Below are 16,634 nucleotides of genomic sequence, written 5' to 3' on the forward strand. Positions count from 1 at the left end.
GGCACTACCCCTTGAACCGCAATCCCACGCCCGGTTCGGTGAACAGGTAACGCGAATCCAGCGCCGAGTCGCCCAGCTTGTGCCGCAGCTTGCCGACCAGGATGCGCAGGTAATGGGTGTCGTGCTGGTGGGTCGGTCCCCAGATTTCCTGCAGGATCTGCGGCTGGGTCACCACCCGCCCGGCATTGCGCAGCAGCAGCGACAGCAACGCATACTCCTTGCGGGTCAACGCCACCGCTTCGCCATCAAGGGCGACTTCACGGCGCACCAGGTCCACGTGCAGATGGCCATCGTCGAACACCGGCGGGGTGCCGTCGGTCGGCACGCTGCGCGTGCGCAGCAGCGCCCGCACCCGCGCCATCAGCTCCTGCGTGCCGAACGGCTTGGTCACGTAGTCGTTGGCGCCGGTGTCCAGCGCGCGCACCTTCTCCGCTTCGCCGGCGCGCACGGTCAGCATGATCACCGGCATCTGGCTCCACTGCCTCAGTTGTTCCAGCACCTCGTGGCCTTCCATGTCCGGCAGGCCGATGTCCAGGATCACCAGGTCCATGTCCTCGCTGGCGGCCAGCTGCAGGCCTTCCTGGCCGGTGGCCGCCTGCCGCACCTGGTAGCCCTGCGCGCGCAGGCTGATGTCCAGGAACCGGCGGATCTGGGTTTCATCGTCGATCACCAGCACGCGCGCGGCCGGCACGCTGGCATCAATCGGGGTCGGGCTCATCGTGGGAGGCTGGCTTGAGCAGGGGCAGGGTGATGCGGATCAGGGTACCGCGACCGTCGCGTCCGGGCAGCGCCTGCACGCTGCCGCCATGTGCGCCGATCATGCCCTGGCAGATGGTCAGGCCCAGGCCGGTGCCGTGGCGGCCGCGGTCGCCGCGCTCGACGCTGTAGAACATGTCGAAGATGCGCGCACGCTCGTCATCGGGAATGCCGGGGCCGGCATCGATCACATCGATGCGCAGCTGTCCGTCCAGTTCGCGCGCCTGCACCTGCACGGCGGCGTCGGGCGGCGAGAACTTGGCTGCGTTCTCCATCACGTTGAACACGGCCTGTTCGACCAGCGCCGGGTGCACCCAGATCGGCGCCAGCGTGGCCGGAATGTCCAGCTCCAGCCGCACCTTCGGCTGGTAGCGCTGCAGGCGCCGCGCCGCCGAGCCGATCAGTTCGTCCACGCCGATCCAGTCGCGGTTGATCTTCAGCCCTTCGTGACCCAGGCGGGTCATGTCCAGCAGGTTCTGGATGTAGCGGTCCAGCCGCTCGCCTTCGACCAGGATGGTGTCCAGCAGGGCGCGGCGATCGGCCGTGTCCATTGCCGCGCCGTAACTGGCCAGGCTGTCGGCCGAACCGATCATCGCCGCCAGTGGCGAGCGCAGGTCGTGCGACACCGAAGAAAGCAGGGCCGAGCGCAACCGCTCGGTCTCGTTGCTGACATGTGCCTGTTCGAGTTCGGCCACCAGCCGGGTACGCAGCGCGGCCTGCGCGATGTCATCGACCATCGCCTCGGCCAGCTGCCGCTGTTCGGGCAGCAGGCGTGCCTGTGCGCCGGGCAGGTACAGGCCGGCCACGCCGATCGCGCGATCTTCGCCATCCAGCAATGGCAGGAACCACCACTGCGCACCGGCCAAGGTGTCGGTGAAGCGCCCGCTGGGCTGGCCATGGCGCAGCGCCCAGTCGGCGGCGGCGAGGTCGGTATCGCCGGGTTGGCTGCGGCCACCGGCGGCGGTGTCGGCGCCGATCCGCAGCCAGGCCGGCACATCCATGGCCTGTTCCAGGGCATGCCGACCTGCCTGTGCCACCTCGCCGTTGCCGGCGGCGCTGGCCAGCTGGCGGCCCAGCTGCTGGCGCGCACGCGCATGGCGGTTGGCCGCACGCAGCGCGATCACCTGCATGCGCAGGCGCGAGGCCAGGCGCCCGGCCACCAGTGCCGCAGCCAGGAACAGGAACACGGTGATCACGCCCTGGCGTGCACCGATGGCGAAGGTGAAGCGGGGCGCGATGAACAGGAAGTTGTAGGCGAGGAAACACAGGATCGCCGCCATCACCGCCACGCTGGCGCGCGTGCGCGCCGCCACCAGCACCACTGCCACGATGAACACCATCGACAGGTCGGCCATGCCGACCCAGCGTTCGGCCAGCCAGGCCACCGCACAGGCCAGCGCGGTGGCGATCAGCGCCTGCACCGGCTCGTAGCTGATGCCGCGCATCGGTGGCAGCAGGCCCTCGCGGCGCGAGCGCGCCCGGGCCTGCGGCGTGCTGATGATGGTGATCTCGTAGTGCGCGCCGCGCTGGATCAGCTGCTGGGTGAGGGTACGGTTGAACATCCGCGCCAGCGGGCGCTCACGGGTCCGCCCCAGCACCAGGGTCGACACGCCGTTGTGCGCGGCGTGGTCGAGCAGGGCATCGGCAATGCTCGATCCATGCAGCAGTTCGGCGTCGCCACCCAGGCGACGTGCCAGGGCGAAGGCCGCATCGATCTCGCGCCGCGTGGCCTCGTCCTGGCGCCGGCCCTGCACGGTCACCACCGTCCACGGTGCGTCGCGGCGCTCGGCGATGCGACGCGCCACCCGCACCAGGTACTCGCTCTGGCCACCGCCATCGATGGCCACCAGCACGCCGCGCCGCAGCGGCAGGTTGCCTTCACCCCGCGCGGCGCGGGTTTCGCGCAGGCAGCTGTCGACGCGGTCGGCGGCTTCCTGCATCGCCAGCTCACGCAGGGCGGTCAGGTTGGCCGGCGAGAAGAACGCCTGCAGCGCCTGCGCGGCCTGCTCGGGCACATAGACCTTGCCCTGCTGCAGGCGCGCGATCAGTTCGCGCGGGGGCAGATCGACCAGCACGATGTCGTGCAGGCGATCGAGCACGCCGTCCGGTACGGTCTCGCTGACGCGCACGCCGGTGATGCGCATCACCACGTCGTTGAGGCTTTCCAGATGCTGGATGTTGACCGTGGTCCAGACGTCGATGCCAGCGTCCAGCAGCTCCATCACATCCTGCCAGCGTCGCTCGTGGCGGCTGCCCGGCGCGTTGCGGTGGGCCAGTTCATCCACCAGCACCAGCGCCGGATGCCGTGCCAGCACGGCATCCAGGTCCATCTCCTGCAACGTGTGGCCGTGGTAGGCCACTTCCTTCAGCGGCAGCTGCGGCAGGCCCTCCAGCAGCGCCTGGGTATCGGCACGGCCATGGGTTTCCACCAGCCCGACCACCAGGTCCACGCCGCGGCGCAGCTGTTCCTGGGCGCGGGTCAGCATGGTGTAGGTCTTGCCCACGCCCGGCGCGGCGCCGAGGAACACGGTCAGCTTGCCACCGGCTTCGCGTTGCAGGCCTTCCACCAGGGCATCGGCCTGGCGGGTACGCGCATCAGTCATGGGGGCCGCTGTCATGGCCGCCATTGTGCGCGCAGCCGGTGCAGGCTGGCATCACGGTGCCTTGGCCGCATGGTCCAGCGCGAAATTCAGCGTGACCACGTTCACCCGCGGCTGGCCGAACAGGCCCCACTGGCGCCCCTCGGTATGTGCCTGCACCAGCGCCTGCACGCGCTCCACCGGCAGGCCACGGGCACGCGCCACGCGTGCCACCTGCAGTTGAGCAGCGGCCGGCGACAGCTGTGGATCCAGGCCGCCGCCGGACTGGGTGACCAGATCGGCCGGCACCTGCGTCGGCGCGACGCCTTCGCGCGCAGCCACCGCCGCGGTGCTGGCGGCAACCCGCTCGGCCAGGGCCGGGTTGCTGCGCGCCAGGTTGGAACCGGCCGCGGCCATCGGGTCGTAGTTGGCCGCCGACGGCCGTGCCTGGAAGTAGCCATCACCGGTGAACGGCTGCGACAGCCAGGCCGAGCCGCGCACCTGGCCGTTGCCGTCGCGCAGCAGGCTGCCCTCGGCCTGGGTGGGGTAGGCCAGGCCGGCGAAACCGGTGGCGATGCCGGCGTAGACCGCGCCGGCCAGCAGCAGGGTGGCCAGGCCCAGGCCGATCGCCGGGCGCCAGCCGGCGCCGTCCTGCAGGCTGGCCACGCGGGCCTCGGCTTTCGCTTCGCGGGGCAGGGAGGTGGAGGTGGAAGCAGAACGGTTCATGCGCCGAATACCAGGACAAGGAAGAGGTCGATCAGCTTGATCGCCGCGAACGGCAACAGCACGCCGCCGAGGCCGTACACCAGCATGTTCCGGCGCAGCAGCGCGGTGGCCGTGGCCGGACGGAAGCGCACGCCACGCAGGGCGAGCGGGATCAGCGCGGGAATCACCAGCGCGTTGAAGATCAGCGCCGCCAGCACCGCATTGCGCGGGCTCGACAGCTGCATCACGTTCAGTGCGGCCATGGCCGGAACCGCAGCGGCAAACAGCGCCGGCAGGATCGCGAAGTACTTGGAGACGTCGTTGGCCAGCGAGAAGGTGGTCAGCGCGCCGCGGGTGATCAGCTGCTGCTTGCCCACCTCCACCACCGCCAGCAACTTGGCCGGGTCCGAATCGAGGTCGACCATGTTGCCGGCCTCCTTCGCTGCCTGCGTGCCTGAGTTCATCGCCAGGCCGATGTCGGCCTGGGCCAGCGCGGGAGCGTCGTTGGTACCGTCACCCACCATCGCCACCAGGCGGCCACCGGACTGTTCCTGGCGGATGCGCGCCAGCTTGTCTTCCGGACGGGCCTCGGCGATGTAGTCATCGACACCGGCTTCGGCGGCGATGGCGGCGGCGGTCAGCGGATTGTCACCGGTGATCATCACCGTGCGGATGCCCATCGCCCGCAGCTGCGCGAACTTCTCGCGCATGCCGTGCTTGACCACGTCCGACAGCTCGATCACGCCCAGTACGTGGCGGCCCTCGGCCACCACCAGCGGGGTGGCGCCATTGCGCGCGACCTGCTCGACGCGGCCGGCCAGTTCAGCCGGCGCGTTGCCGCCGAGCGCCTGCACGTGGGCGCGGATCGCATCGGCAGCGCCCTTGCGGATCTGCCGCCCATGCTCCAGATCGACGCCGGACATGCGGGTCTGCGCACTGAAGGCCAGGTACTCGGCACGGTCCGGCTCGGTGGTGGCGCAGCCCTGTTCGCGCGCCAAGCGTACGATCGACTTGCCTTCCGGGGTCGGGTCGGCCAGCGAGGACAGCAGTGCCGCCTCGCGCAGCTGGCTGGCGTCGATGCCGGCCAGCGGATGGAAGTGGCTGGCCTGGCGGTCGCCGTAGGTGATGGTGCCGGTCTTGTCCAGCAGCAGCACATCGACGTCGCCGGCCACTTCCACCGCCTTGCCCGACTTGGCCAGCACGTTGGCGGCCAGCGCACGGTTCATGCCGGCGATGCCGATGGCCGGCAGCAGGCCGCCGATGGTGGTCGGGATCAGGCACACCAGCAGCGCGATCAGCAGCAGCGGGTCGACCTTGACGCCCACGGCCGCACCGATGGCCGGCAGCGTGGCCACCACCACCAGGAAGGTCAGCGTCATCGCCGCCAGCAGCAGGGTCAGTGCGATCTCGTTCGGGGTCTTCTGCCGGTTGGCGCCTTCCACCAGCGCGATCATCCGGTCCAGGAAGCTGTGGCCCGGCTCGGCGGTGACACGCACGATGATCTGGTCGGACAGCACCTTGGTGCCGCCGATCACGCCGGAGCGGTCGGTGCCGGCCTCGCGCAGCACCGGCGCGGATTCACCGGTCACCGCCGCTTCGTTGATGGTGGCCAGGCCCTGCACGATCTCGCCATCGGCCGGCACCAGCTCGCCGGCACTGACGATCACGTGGTCGCCCGGGCGCAGCTCGGCGGCCGGCACCTGGGCTTCCGCCGCTCCCGGCTGCGGCGCCGCCAGCCGGCGCGCCACCAGGTCCTGGCGGGCACGGCGCAGCGAAGCGGCCTGGCCGCGGCCACGGGCTTCGGCGACCGCCTCGGCGAAATTGCCGAACAGGACGGTTACCAGCAGGATCGCGGTCACCGCCAGGCCGAAGCCCAGCGGCGCATTGCCGGTCAGGGTGACGATCGCGGCCACGATCGTGCCGGCCATCACCACCGCCATCACCGGACTGCGGACCAGGTGCATCGGCGACAACTTGCGCACGGCTTCGATCAGTGCGCGGCGCAGGCCGGCGCCATCGAGGAGGGCAGGGCGCGCGGCGGAGGAACTACGGGTGGAACTTGCAAGACTACTCATGGCGGTGTCCTCAGTGCAGTCCCAGGCTCAGGTGGTCGGCGATCGGGCCGAGTACCAGCGCCGGCATGAACTGCAGCACGGTCAGGATGACGATCACCGAGACCAGGGTCAGGGCGAACGTCGGGGTTTCGATCTGCAGGCTGCCGGCAGACTCGGGCGCCTGGCGCTTGGCGGCCAGCTGTGCGGCCACCACCAGCGGGATGATCAACAGCGGGAAGCGGCCCAGCAGCAGCACCAGCGAGCAGCTCAGGTTCCACCACAGCGTGGCGTCGCCCAGCCCTTCGAAACCCGACCCATTGTTGGCGTAAGCCGAGACATACTCGTAGAACACCTGGCTGATGCCATGGAAGCCGGGGTTGGACGTGCCGGCCAGGCCGGGCACGGCCAGGGTGATCGCAGTGAACACCAGCAGGGTGATCGGCTGCAGCAGCACCAGCAGCGCCAGCAGGCGTACCTGCGGCGTTTCCAGCTTGCGGCCGAACAGTTCCGGCGTGCGCCCGGTCATCAGGCCGGCCAGGAACACGCCCAGCAGCAGGTACACGATGAACTGCTGCAGGCCACAGCCGATGCCGCCCCAGATCGCACTGACCAGCATGTTGACCATCGCGATGCCACCGCTCAGCGGCGCCAGCGAATCGTGCATGCCGTTGACCGAGCCATTGGAGACCTGGGTCGTGACCGCCGCCCACAGCGCGGTGCCGTCGGCGCCGAAGCGCACTTCCTTGCCCTCCATCAGCAGCGGCGTGGCGGCGCTGGCGCTATGCCCTTCGCTCCACATCATCGCGCCGGTGGACAGCAGCGACATGCCCAGCATGCAGCTGAACACCAGGGCGCCGAAGCGGCGCCGGCCGGTGAACGCGCCGATCATGAAGATCACCGCGATCGGCACCAGCAGGATGCCCACCACCTCCAGCGCGTTCGACAGCGGGGTCGGGTTCTCCAGCGGGAAGCTGCTGTTGGGGCCATACCAGCCACCGCCGTTGGCGCCCAGCTGCTTGGCCGCGACCATCGCCGCCACCGGGCCCAGCGGCAGTTTCTGCTGGGCCATGCCGGCGCTGGCGTCGATCGGTGCGGCCTGCGGGCCGCCGGCCATCGTCGACGGCACGCCCTGGCTGGTCAGCAGCAGGGTCCACAGCAGGCACAGCGGCAGCAGGAAGCGCACGCACAGGCGCACCACGTCCACGTAGTAGTTGCCCACTGCGATCTGGCGGTCATCGCCGCTGCCGGTGGTCGCCGCAGCCTGCGGCGCACGCGCGAACAGCGCACGCAGCGTCGCCACCGCCAGCGCCAGGCCCATCATCGGCGTCACCACCTGCAGGCCGGTGATGCCGGTCATCTGCGAGAGGTAGGACAGCTGCGCCTGGCCCGAATAGTGCTGCTGGTTGGTATTGGTCAGGAACGAGATCATCGTGTGCAGCGCGGTGTCCCAGCGCATGTTCGGGATCTGGTCCGGATTCAATGGCAGCCAGGCCTGGGTCATGAACACCGCCTGGGTCAATACAGCGACCACCACGTTGCTCAGTACGAAGGCCAGTACGTAACCGCGCCAGGACATCGCGCGCGAGGGATCGACGCCGAACACCGTGTACAGCGGCTTTTCGATCCAGTTGAACAGCACGTCGACCTTCATCGGCGTGCCGCGCATCACGCGCGCCAGGTACAGGCCCAGCGGCCACGCCAGCAGCAGGCTGGCGGCAAGAATGACAAGCATCTCAGTCATGGCCGGCTCCGTTAGAACGACTCGGGCCGCAGCACGACATAGAGAAGATAGGCGGCGGCGACCAGCACCAGCACGCCACACAACAACGACAGCCAGGGGGACATTGCAATAGCGTCCTGGTGGAACCCCTCCACCTCAGGCCGCCATCGTCGTCCTGCCGCCCATAAACGCACTACGCGCCGGACCGGGCCGACGCGTAAAGAGTGCATAAATTCGGTGGGTCAAGCCGTAACCGGGCGCCGGAGCCGCGCATGGGCTCGGCTCCACAAGCGAATCACGGGGCCTGGCTCGCCGGCGCCACGCCCTTCAGCTCGCGATAGCGCTGCAGCGTGCTTTCGATTTCCGCCTTCAGCGCCTGCTGCTGCTGCAGGAATCCGGCCTGCAGGCGCTGTTGCGACTGCAGCTGCACGTGCCGCTGGCGGATCGCCTCGGCCTGCTTGTCGGCTACCTTGCCGCCGGCCAGTTCACGGTCGCCAGCGGCCGACAACAGCGCCACCAGCGATTCGCGCAGGCTGGTGACGTTGTACTCGGCGGTCTTCAGGTTGTTGTCCAGCACCTCCTGGCGCTCGGCGAACACCCGGCGCAGGTCGTCCTCGCTGCCATAGGTGGACAGCATTGCCTGTTCGGTGCGCTGGCGGGTCTGTTCGGCCATCAGGTCCAGCTGCTGCTGCTGCGCCGCCGTGCTGGCTGCGGCACGCTCCTCGTCGGTCAACGCGCGCTGGACCTGCGCATTGCGCAGGCCGCTCTTCGCGTTGAACTCCTCGCGGGCGTGATTGACCGCATCGGCCGGCAGCGAATCACTGCAGATCCGCTCCTTGCCCTCGTTCCAGCAGTACAGCTTCTTTTCCACCTTGCCGCCGTCGCGCGACTGCGCCGGCACGGTGAACGGCACGGCCAGCAGCAGGCCGGCAAAGAGAACAGCAGGAACTCGGGACATGACCTTTCCCCTGGTCGGTCAGCGGATCGAACGGACGCCGTACTGGGCCCGGTAGGCTTCCAGCGGCTGCCGGTAACCCACAAGTTCCGGGTTGCCGGAGGCGAAATCAAGCAGGTCGGCCAGCGACGCCACGGCGATCACCGGAATCCCGGCCTCTTCGGCCACCGACTGCGCCGCCGAGCGGCGGTCGGCTTCCGAGGCGATCTCCTGGCGGTCCAGGGCCACCACGATGCCGGCCGGGGTGCCGCCGGCAGCGCGGATGATGCCCAGCGCTTCGCGGATGGCGGTACCGGCCGTGATCACGTCATCGACGATCAGCACGCGCTTGCCATTCATGTCGGCACCGATCAGCTGGCCGCCTTCGCCATGCGCCTTGGCTTCCTTGCGGTTGAACGACAGCGGCAGGTCGCGGCCACGCTGGGCCAGTTCGCAGGCCATCGCGGTGGCCAGCGGAATGCCCTTGTAGGCCGGGCCGAACACCACGTCGTACTTGATCCCGCTGGCATCGATGGCGTCGGCGTAGCAGGCGCCGAGCTGGGACAGCAGCGAGCCGGAGTCGAAACGACCGGCGTTGAAGAAATAGGGGCTCAGCCGGCCGGACTTGAGGGTGAACTGGCCGAAGCGCAGGGCGTCGGCGGTCAGGGCCAGCTGCAGGAAACGGTGGCGGTGGTCGCTCATCAAAACTCGATTCATCTTCATTTGGAGCACAAATCCTAATCCAGCTGGGCCTTTCGCGCTCGTCCGGCCCGCTGCGGCGCGCACCGCAGCCCGGCCTGGCGGACTGCGCAGCCCCGCGGGCAACCGGTATGCTTGCCCGGTTTCCCGCCGCAGGTCCCCCGCATGCGCATCATCAGTTTCAACGCCAATGGCATCCGTTCCGCCGCGACCAAGGGCTTCCTCGACTGGTTCCGGGCCCAGGACGCCGACGTCCTGTGCCTGCAGGAGACCAAGGCACAGGAAGACCAGTTGACCGACCCGATGTTCCGTCCGGACGGCCACCACTGCTTCTATCGCGATGCCATCACCAAGAAGGGCTACAGCGGCGTGGCGATCTACAGCAAGCGCGAGCCGGACCAGGTCATCACCTCGCTGGGCTGGGCGCCGTTCGACGACGAAGGCCGCTACATCGAGGCGCGCTACGGCAATCTCAGCGTGGTCTCCTTCTATATTCCCTCCGGCAGCTCGGGCGACCTGCGCCAGGGTTTCAAGTTCGAAGTGATGGAATGGCTGCGGCCGATCCTCGAGGAGTGGGCGCGCAGCGGCCGCGACTACGTGCTGTGCGGCGACTGGAACATCGTGCGTTCGGCGCTGGACATCAAGAACTGGAAGTCCAACCAGAAGAACTCCGGCTGCCTGCCGGAAGAGCGCGACTGGCTCAACGCGCTGTGCGCCGACCACGGCCAGGCCACCGATGTCGCCGCCGGCCGCGGCTGGGCCGATGCCTATCGCCTGCTCAACCCCACCGGCGAGGACTACACCTGGTGGAGCAACCGCGGCGCCGCCCGCGCCAACAATGTCGGTTGGCGCATCGACTACCAGTTCATCAGCCCGGGCCTGCGTGACCGCCTGCGCAGCTGCTCGATCTACCGCGACGAGCGCTTCTCCGACCACGCCCCGTTCACCGTGGACTACGACCTGTGACCGAGGCTGCCACGCCGGTCAGCTACAAGGGCTGGGCAGGCATCAAGCGCGCCTTCGGCACCCCGTCGGCGCTGACCATGGCCATGCTCGGCTTCGGCAGTGGCCTGCCGTTCCTGCTGATCGCCTCGCAGACCCTGTCCACGCGCCTGCGCGACGTCGGCCTGGACCTGGGCAGCATCGGCCTGATCAGCCTGGCCAGCTTCTTCTACCTGCTCAAGTTCCTGTGGGCGCCGCTGCTGGATCGCTACGCCTTCCCGCTGCTGGGACGGCTCGGCCGCCGCCGCTCCTGGCTGCTGGTGTCGCAGGTGCTGGTGCTGGTCGGGCTGGTCGCGCTGGCCTTCGTGCGGCCCGAGCAGGGCGTGTGGCCGCTGGTGATGTGGGTGCTGGTGGCGTCGTTCGCCGGCGCCACCCAGGATTCGGCCGTCGATGCCTACCGCATCGAGATCGCGCCGCAGACCGCCCAGGCGGCGCTGGCCGCCACCTATACGCTGGGCTACCGGATCGGCCTGATCCTGGCCGGTGCCGGCGCGCTGTACCTGGCCCAGTTCGAAGGCTGGATCGTCGCCTACCTGGCGATGGCCGCGCTGATGCTGCTGCCGATCGTCACCACCCTGCTGTGCGCCGAACCGGAACGCCCGGCCACCGCCGTGCAGCGCCGCATCGATATTGCCGAAGCGTTCGTCCAGCCCATCTCCAGCTTCTTCAGCCGCAATGGCGTGGCACTGGCGCTGGTGCTGCTGGCCTTCGTCGGCCTGTTCAAGTTCCCCGACCAGGTGATCGGGGTGATGGCCGGGCCGTTCTATCTCGACTCGGGGTTCGACAAGGCCGACATCGCCACCGTCTCCAAGCTGTTCGGTGTGTGGATGGGCATCGGCGGCGCGTTCCTTGGCGGCATCGCGGTGGCTGCGTTCGGCTTCCGCCGCATGCTGCTGGTGGCCGCGCTGGGCGTGGCGCTGTCCAACCTGGCCTTCCTGCTGATGGCGCACAATCCGGGCAAGCTGTGGGCGTTCTACGCCGCGCTCAGTGCCGACAACCTGTTCCAGGGCTTTGCCGGCACCGTGCTGGTGGCCTTCATGTCGTCGCTGACCGACCGCAACTTCACCGCCACCCAGTACGCATTGCTGGTCTCGCTGGCCAACCTGCCGGGCAAGTTCGTCGGTGGCGTCTCCGGCTACATCGTCGAAGCCACGTCCTACAGCACGTTCTTCATCCTCAGCTCGATCACCGTGGTGCCAACCCTGCTGCTGCTGGCGTGGCTGTGGCCGCGGATCGCCGATCGCGGGCCGCCGCCGGTCGCCTGATTGCCTGCCCGCCCGGACTGCGGGATCATCGCCCCCGACGCGCCGAGGGGGCGGTGCCTTGCGAACGGGGAAGTGAGCATGGCCGACGTTGTGCTGCGGGACCTGGACCCGCTGCTGCTGGAACGCATCCGACGGGTCGCGGTCGCCCGCGGCTGGACCCACGAACAGACCTGCGCCGCCTTGCTGGAGCAGGGCCTGTTCAGCAGTGAACTGGAGGTCTGCTCCGGCTTCGGCGATCCCGAAGTGGACGCCCTCTCCGCCGCGATTGCCGCCCTGCAGGCCCTGTCGGCAGGGCAGGGCTTCGATTAGCGGCCGCGCTGCCATGCTGTAGCGCCGAGCGCACGCTCGGCTGCTCCTGGCCTGGCCCGCGCGAAGCCGAGTGGGGCTCGTCTCTACAACAGCGCCTCACCTGCGCGGATGGCCCACCTCACGCCAGGTGGATCGCCCCCAGGATCCGCGGGCCCTTGGCCCCGGTCACGCTCGGCAGGTTGCCGGCCAGCCCGTCCATCGTCCGCTGCGCCAGCCAGGCGAACCCCATCGCCTCCACGTACTCCGGGTCCAGCCCGTGCACTGCGCTGGATTCCACCTGCACCTCCGGCAACTGGGCTGCCAGCCGCTTCATCAGCTGCCGGTTGCGCACGCCGCCGCCACACACCAGCAGGCGACGGGTCTGCGGCTGCTGTGCCAGCAGCGCATCGACCACGGTCGCCACGGTCAGCTCCAGCAGGGTGGCCTGCACATCGGCGGCGGCGTACTGGCCTTCGCCCATGTGCGCCTCGGCCCAGGCCAGGTGGAACTGTTCGCGCCCGGTGCTCTTCGGCGGCGGCAGCGCGAACCACGGGTCCGAACGCCAGCCGGCCAGCAGGGACTCGTCCACCGCACCACTGGCGGCATACGCGCCATCGGCATCGAAGGTGCGGCCGGTGTGGCGCTGGCACCAGGCATCCATCAGCGCGTTGGCCGGGCCGGTATCGAAGCCGCGCACCTCGCCTTCGCGCGGGATCAGGGTCAGGTTGGCGATGCCGCCCAGGTTGAGCACCGCGCGGTCCTCATCGGCGGTGCCCAGCATGCCCAGGTGAAAGGCCGGCATCAGCGGCGCACCGTGGCCCCCGGCCGCCACATCGCGGCGGCGGAAGTCGGACACGGTGGTGATCCCGGTCAGTTCGGCGATGCGGTTGCCGTCGCCCAGCTGCACGGTGAAGGCCGGGCTGGCCAGCGGGCGGTGGCGCACGGTCTGGCCGTGCGAGCCGATCGCGCGGACCTGGCGGCGGTCGACGCCGGCCTCGGCCAGCAACTGATTGGCGGCGTCGGCGAAGCTGATCGCGATCCGCGCGTCCAGGGCGCCCAGTTCCTCCAGCGACTCCAGCGGGCCACCTTCGCCCAGCGCCACCAGCCGCGCGCGCAGCACCGGTTCCCAGCGGGCGGTCAGGCCGTGCACGAAGCGGCAGCCACCGCCGGCGGGGAACTGCACCAGCGCGGCGTCGATGCCGTCGGCGCTGGTGCCCGACATCAGGCCAAGGTACAGGGGGGCGTCAGCGTCGACAGTGGTGTTCATGGCAGGCATAAAAAAAGGACGCGGCAAGCTTGGGCTGCCGCGTCCTTCTTCGTCAACGCAGGGCTCAGCCGCGCTTGCGGCTGCTGGACGGCTTGTCCTTGGCGCTGGCCACCGCGGGCGCAGCCTCGTCGCGGCTGGTCGGTGCCGGGCTGGCGTCGGCGTAGATCAGCTTCTCCATGCCCTGGATGCGCGCCATCGCCGGCGCGGTCTGCGCGCGGAAGGCGACCAGCTCGGCGCCCTTCAGCGGTTCCGGCGGCGGCATGGTCACGGTCAGCGGGTTGCGGTGCTCGCCGTTGACGCGGAATTCGTAGTGCAGGTGCGGCCCGGTCGCCAGGCCGGTCGAACCGACGTAGCCGATCACCGTGCCCTGGGCCACGCGCTGGCCGGTCTTGATGTTCGCAAAGCGCGACATGTGGCCGTACAGGGTGGTGTGGCCGCGGCCATGGTCGAGGATCACCACGTTGCCGTAGCCGTTCTGCACGCCGGCAAACTGCACGCGGGCGTCGCCGGCGGCCATGATCGGGGTACCGGTGCGCGCGGCGTAGTCGACGCCCTTGTGCATGCGCATCTTGCCCAGCACCGGGTGCTTGCGGGCGCCGAAGGTGGAGCTCAGCCGCGCGAACGGGATCGGCATGCGGATGAAGCTCTTCTTCAGCGAACGGCCGTTGATGTCGTAGTACTCGGACTTGCCGTTGCGGTCGAAGCGGAAGCCGGAATAGGTCTTGCCCCCGGTGGTGAAGGTCGCCGCCAGGATCTTGCTGGTGTCCACCTTCTCGCCTTCGCGCCAGGTTTCATCCATCACCACGCTGAAGCGGTCACCCGGCTGCAGGTCCTTGGAGAAGTCGATGTCGTACTTGAAGATGTCGTCGGTCATCGTCGCGATCGCCGACGGCGACAGCCCGGCGCGGCGCGCGGCGGCATACAGCGAACTGGTGATCTCGCCGCTGGTGACCACGGTGCGCGTGGAGGTCTCGCGGCGGGTCACCTTTTCCTTGATGTCATCGCCGGTCAGGCTCAGCTCCACACGGTTGTCGGCATCGCGGTCGAAGCGGATGCTGCGCAGGTCGCCGGACAGCGGCATGTCAAAGGCGATCTCGGCACCCGGGCGCAGGCGGGTCAGCGCCTCACGCGCGCCGGGGTGGTCCAGCACCCGGTGCAGCGTGGTGGCCGGAATGCCGGCCTGGTCGAACAGGTCGCTCAGGGTCTGGCCGCGCTGCACGCGCAGCACCTGCCAGCTGTCGCCCGGCACCTGCTGCTGGCGGGCCAGGGTCAGTGGCGGCAACGGCAGCGCCAGGCTGGTGTGGCTGTCGGCGTAGGGGGCATCGATGGTGTGCGAGAAACCGGGGACGATCGTCGCCACCAGGGCGCCGATGGTCGCAAACAGGCTGGCATGCATCCAATGGCGGCGGGTCCAGCGCTCATTGAAGGCGGCGGGAAGGTGTTGCCTGAGCTTCCGATGCAGGGTGTTGTCGTGCAGGACGTGGAGGCGTTCCTGGAAGCGCTGCTTGCGTGCGCGCCCTTGTTCGGAATTGTGCATCGGCGGTTCTTTCCTGGCAGCCCGGGAGCGCGGGCCTGATCGCCGGTTACCATAGACACCTGAGAAAACCGCGTCAAACCCTTGTGCCCATTGGCTTTTGTGAAGCCAATCGGGTTAACTTTGCTTTAACACCCCACACAAGAATCGGCGTTGCCGGGAGTAGTCACGTGTCCTCGATTGAAGAAGCCCTTGCCCTGATCGGCCGTGGTGCCGACGAGATCCTCAAGCTTGAGGATCTGCGTGCGCGCCTGCAGGAAGGCCGTCCGCTGCGGATCAAGGCCGGCTTCGACCCCACCGCGCCCGACCTGCACCTGGGCCATACGGTGCTGCTGAACAAGATGCGCCAGTTCCAGGACCTCGGCCACCAGGTCATTTTCCTGATCGGCGACTTCACCGGCATGATCGGCGACCCCTCCGGCAAGAGCCTGACCCGCAAGCCGCTCAGCCGCGACGACGTGCTGGCCAACGCCCGCACCTACGAGGAACAGGTGTTCAAGGTGCTGGACCGCAGCCGTACCGAAGTGCGCTTCAACTCGGAGTGGTTCGGCAAGATGGGCGCGGCCGACATGATCCGCCTGGCCGGCCAGCACACCGTGGCGCGCATGCTCGAGCGCGACGACTTCGCCAAGCGCTATGCGGCCCAGCAGTCCATCGCCATCCATGAGTTCCTCTACCCGTTGGTGCAGGGCTACGACTCGGTGGCCCTGGAGGCCGACGTCGAACTCGGCGGCACCGACCAGAAATTCAACCTGCTGATGGGCCGTGGCCTGCAGGAACACCACGGGCAGAAGCCGCAGGTGGTGCTGACCATGCCTCTGCTGGAAGGCCTGGACGGCGTCAACAAGATGTCCAAGTCGCTGGGCAACTACATTGGTATCAGCGAGCCGGCCATCGACATCGTCACCAAGACCATGAAGGTGGACGACACCCTGATGTGGCGCTGGATCGAGCTGCTGTCCTTCGACATCAGCCAGGCCGAAGCCGTGCAGCTGCGTGAGCAGGTGGGCAATGGCGGCCTGAACCCGCGCGTGGTCAAGCTGCGCCTGGCGCGTGAACTGGCGACCCGTTTCCACGACGCCGCGGCGGCCGAGCAGGCCATTGCAGGCTGGGAAGCAGCGGTGACCGGGCAGGGTGACATCACCCAGCTGCCGCTGCAGGACGTGGCGATTCCGGCCGAAGGCCTGCGTATCGCTGCGCTGCTGACTGCGGCCGGCCTGACCCCGAGCAATTCCGAAGCCAACCGCAAGCTCAAGGAGCGCGCGGTGAAGGTGGATGGCGAAGTGGTCGAAGACGGCCAGCAGGTGCTGCAGCCGGGCTTCGAAGGCCTGCTGCAGGTCGGCAAGCGTACTTTCGCCCGCGTGCGCCTGGTCGCTGCCTGAGACAAAGGAAGGGCCGGCGCAGCCGGCCCTTCCTTTGTAGAGTCGAGCCATGCTCGACTGCTCTTGCTCTTCGCGGCATGCCTCCAGGGGCGCGACGGATGAACGGATGCAACATCCGGTGAAAAAAATCGCCACACCCCCTTCACAAACGATGTGGATGGGGCCATACTTCTCCTCCCCCGTCGCAGGGGTCGCCACCAAGGGGCTTCAGCGACAACAGGGCGCCCACCACCGCCGAACGAGATGATCGAACGAAGGTGTTGACGGACTGAAAAAGTCTGGCATAATGGGCGGCTCGCTACGAAGGAAACTTCGCAGCACACGGGAACGGCGCTGAGGCCACTTCCCTCGATCTTTGAAAGTATGCGCAGGTATCTTGTGAAGGCGCCTGCAGGAAGGATGATTGTCCATCTTGCAGACGTTTGATCAAGCAACTATTAATTGTTTTA

At 68.5% G+C, this 16,634-nt stretch carries 14 protein-coding genes; 4 read left to right on the plus strand and 10 right to left on the minus strand.

What is annotated here, in order from left to right:
• Positions 1-4: 4 nt before the first annotated feature.
• The 8 genes from AC5P9C_RS19395 to pyrE all read right to left on the minus strand — a co-directional run bounded on the left by AC5P9C_RS19395 (position 5) and on the right by pyrE (position 9,450).
• The gene (locus AC5P9C_RS19395) at positions 5-718 is read right to left on the minus strand and encodes a response regulator transcription factor (RefSeq protein ID WP_343543065.1); all 714 of its coding nucleotides are present in this window, start codon (positions 716-718) and stop codon (positions 5-7) included.
• Complete coding sequence (locus AC5P9C_RS19400) at positions 699-3,359, minus strand: ATP-binding protein (protein WP_343543063.1); 2,661 nt, start codon at positions 3,357-3,359, stop codon at positions 699-701. The genes AC5P9C_RS19395 and AC5P9C_RS19400 overlap by 20 nt, the downstream gene beginning before the upstream one ends.
• Positions 3,360-3,410: 51 nt before the next feature.
• On the minus strand, positions 3,411-4,061 hold the full coding sequence (gene kdpC / locus AC5P9C_RS19405) for a potassium-transporting ATPase subunit KdpC (RefSeq protein WP_049465927.1): 651 nt from the start codon (positions 4,059-4,061) through the stop codon (positions 3,411-3,413).
• A complete protein-coding gene (gene kdpB / locus AC5P9C_RS19410) occupies positions 4,058-6,115 on the minus strand; it encodes a potassium-transporting ATPase subunit KdpB (protein ID WP_414615233.1) in 2,058 nt (685 codons plus the stop codon). The genes kdpC and kdpB overlap by 4 nt, the downstream gene beginning before the upstream one ends.
• A gap of 10 nt (positions 6,116-6,125) precedes the next feature.
• On the minus strand, positions 6,126-7,835 hold the full coding sequence (gene kdpA, locus AC5P9C_RS19415; protein WP_074726484.1) for a potassium-transporting ATPase subunit KdpA: 1,710 nt from the start codon (positions 7,833-7,835) through the stop codon (positions 6,126-6,128).
• Between the two features lie 11 nt (positions 7,836-7,846).
• Positions 7,847-7,939, minus strand: a complete 93-nt coding sequence (locus AC5P9C_RS19420; protein ID WP_005407770.1) for a potassium-transporting ATPase subunit F — start codon at positions 7,937-7,939, stop codon at positions 7,847-7,849.
• A gap of 170 nt (positions 7,940-8,109) precedes the next feature.
• Positions 8,110-8,772 (minus strand): hypothetical protein, encoded by a 663-nt coding sequence (locus AC5P9C_RS19425; protein WP_053461961.1) that lies wholly within the window; start codon positions 8,770-8,772, stop codon positions 8,110-8,112.
• An 18-nt stretch (positions 8,773-8,790) separates the two neighbouring features.
• Complete coding sequence (gene pyrE, locus AC5P9C_RS19430; RefSeq protein WP_049465919.1) at positions 8,791-9,450, minus strand: orotate phosphoribosyltransferase; 660 nt, start codon at positions 9,448-9,450, stop codon at positions 8,791-8,793.
• Between the two features lie 162 nt (positions 9,451-9,612).
• On the opposite strand from pyrE, the gene AC5P9C_RS19435 reads away from it, so the two are divergent.
• The 3 genes from AC5P9C_RS19435 to AC5P9C_RS19445 all read left to right on the plus strand — a co-directional run bounded on the left by AC5P9C_RS19435 (position 9,613) and on the right by AC5P9C_RS19445 (position 12,023).
• Entirely contained in the window at positions 9,613-10,413 is an 801-nt protein-coding gene (locus AC5P9C_RS19435) for an exodeoxyribonuclease III (RefSeq protein WP_049465916.1), read from the plus strand.
• On the plus strand, positions 10,410-11,714 hold the full coding sequence (locus tag AC5P9C_RS19440; protein ID WP_049465914.1) for an AmpG family muropeptide MFS transporter: 1,305 nt from the start codon (positions 10,410-10,412) through the stop codon (positions 11,712-11,714). Before AC5P9C_RS19435 ends, AC5P9C_RS19440 begins: the two co-directional genes overlap by 4 nt.
• Before the next feature lie 78 nt (positions 11,715-11,792).
• Positions 11,793-12,023, plus strand: a complete 231-nt coding sequence (locus tag AC5P9C_RS19445; RefSeq protein WP_495205246.1) for a hypothetical protein — start codon at positions 11,793-11,795, stop codon at positions 12,021-12,023.
• A gap of 118 nt (positions 12,024-12,141) precedes the next feature.
• On the opposite strand, the gene AC5P9C_RS19450 is transcribed toward AC5P9C_RS19445, so the two are convergent.
• Both AC5P9C_RS19450 and AC5P9C_RS19455 read right to left on the minus strand, forming a co-directional pair.
• A complete protein-coding gene (locus AC5P9C_RS19450) occupies positions 12,142-13,269 on the minus strand; it encodes an anhydro-N-acetylmuramic acid kinase (RefSeq protein ID WP_082591259.1) in 1,128 nt (375 codons plus the stop codon).
• Between the two features lie 64 nt (positions 13,270-13,333).
• On the minus strand, positions 13,334-14,806 hold the full coding sequence (locus AC5P9C_RS19455; protein ID WP_057495231.1) for a M23 family metallopeptidase: 1,473 nt from the start codon (positions 14,804-14,806) through the stop codon (positions 13,334-13,336).
• Positions 14,807-14,973: 167 nt separating this feature from the next.
• Here AC5P9C_RS19455 and tyrS point away from each other — a divergent pair, with 167 nt between their 5' ends.
• The gene (tyrS, locus tag AC5P9C_RS19460) at positions 14,974-16,185 is read left to right on the plus strand and encodes a tyrosine--tRNA ligase (RefSeq protein ID WP_049465908.1); all 1,212 of its coding nucleotides are present in this window, start codon (positions 14,974-14,976) and stop codon (positions 16,183-16,185) included.
• The last annotated feature ends 449 nt before the right edge of the window (positions 16,186-16,634 follow it).

This window comes from Stenotrophomonas sp. YJH_SMC_10 (genome assembly GCF_059371555.1).

What these genes read in the sequence shown, in the direction of transcription:
- AC5P9C_RS19445 (WP_495205246.1), top strand. Translation starts at nt 11,793, where the DNA reads ATGGCCGACGTTGTGCTGCGGGACCTGGACCCGCTGCTGCTGGAACGC.
- kdpB (WP_414615233.1), bottom strand. Translation starts at nt 6,115, where the DNA reads ATGAGTAGTCTTGCAAGTTCCACCCGTAGTTCCTCCGCCGCGCGCCCT.
- AC5P9C_RS19420 (WP_005407770.1), bottom strand. Translation starts at nt 7,939, where the DNA reads ATGTCCCCCTGGCTGTCGTTGTTGTGTGGCGTGCTGGTGCTGGTCGCC.
- pyrE (WP_049465919.1), bottom strand. Translation starts at nt 9,450, where the DNA reads ATGAGCGACCACCGCCACCGTTTCCTGCAGCTGGCCCTGACCGCCGAC.
- AC5P9C_RS19400 (WP_343543063.1), bottom strand. Translation starts at nt 3,359, where the DNA reads ATGACTGATGCGCGTACCCGCCAGGCCGATGCCCTGGTGGAAGGCCTG.
- AC5P9C_RS19435 (WP_049465916.1), top strand. Translation starts at nt 9,613, where the DNA reads ATGCGCATCATCAGTTTCAACGCCAATGGCATCCGTTCCGCCGCGACC.
- kdpA (WP_074726484.1), bottom strand. Translation starts at nt 7,835, where the DNA reads ATGACTGAGATGCTTGTCATTCTTGCCGCCAGCCTGCTGCTGGCGTGG.
- AC5P9C_RS19425 (WP_053461961.1), bottom strand. Translation starts at nt 8,772, where the DNA reads ATGTCCCGAGTTCCTGCTGTTCTCTTTGCCGGCCTGCTGCTGGCCGTG.
- AC5P9C_RS19450 (WP_082591259.1), bottom strand. Translation starts at nt 13,269, where the DNA reads ATGAACACCACTGTCGACGCTGACGCCCCCCTGTACCTTGGCCTGATG.
- AC5P9C_RS19395 (WP_343543065.1), bottom strand. Translation starts at nt 718, where the DNA reads ATGAGCCCGACCCCGATTGATGCCAGCGTGCCGGCCGCGCGCGTGCTG.
- kdpC (WP_049465927.1), bottom strand. Translation starts at nt 4,061, where the DNA reads ATGAACCGTTCTGCTTCCACCTCCACCTCCCTGCCCCGCGAAGCGAAA.
- AC5P9C_RS19455 (WP_057495231.1), bottom strand. Translation starts at nt 14,806, where the DNA reads ATGCACAATTCCGAACAAGGGCGCGCACGCAAGCAGCGCTTCCAGGAA.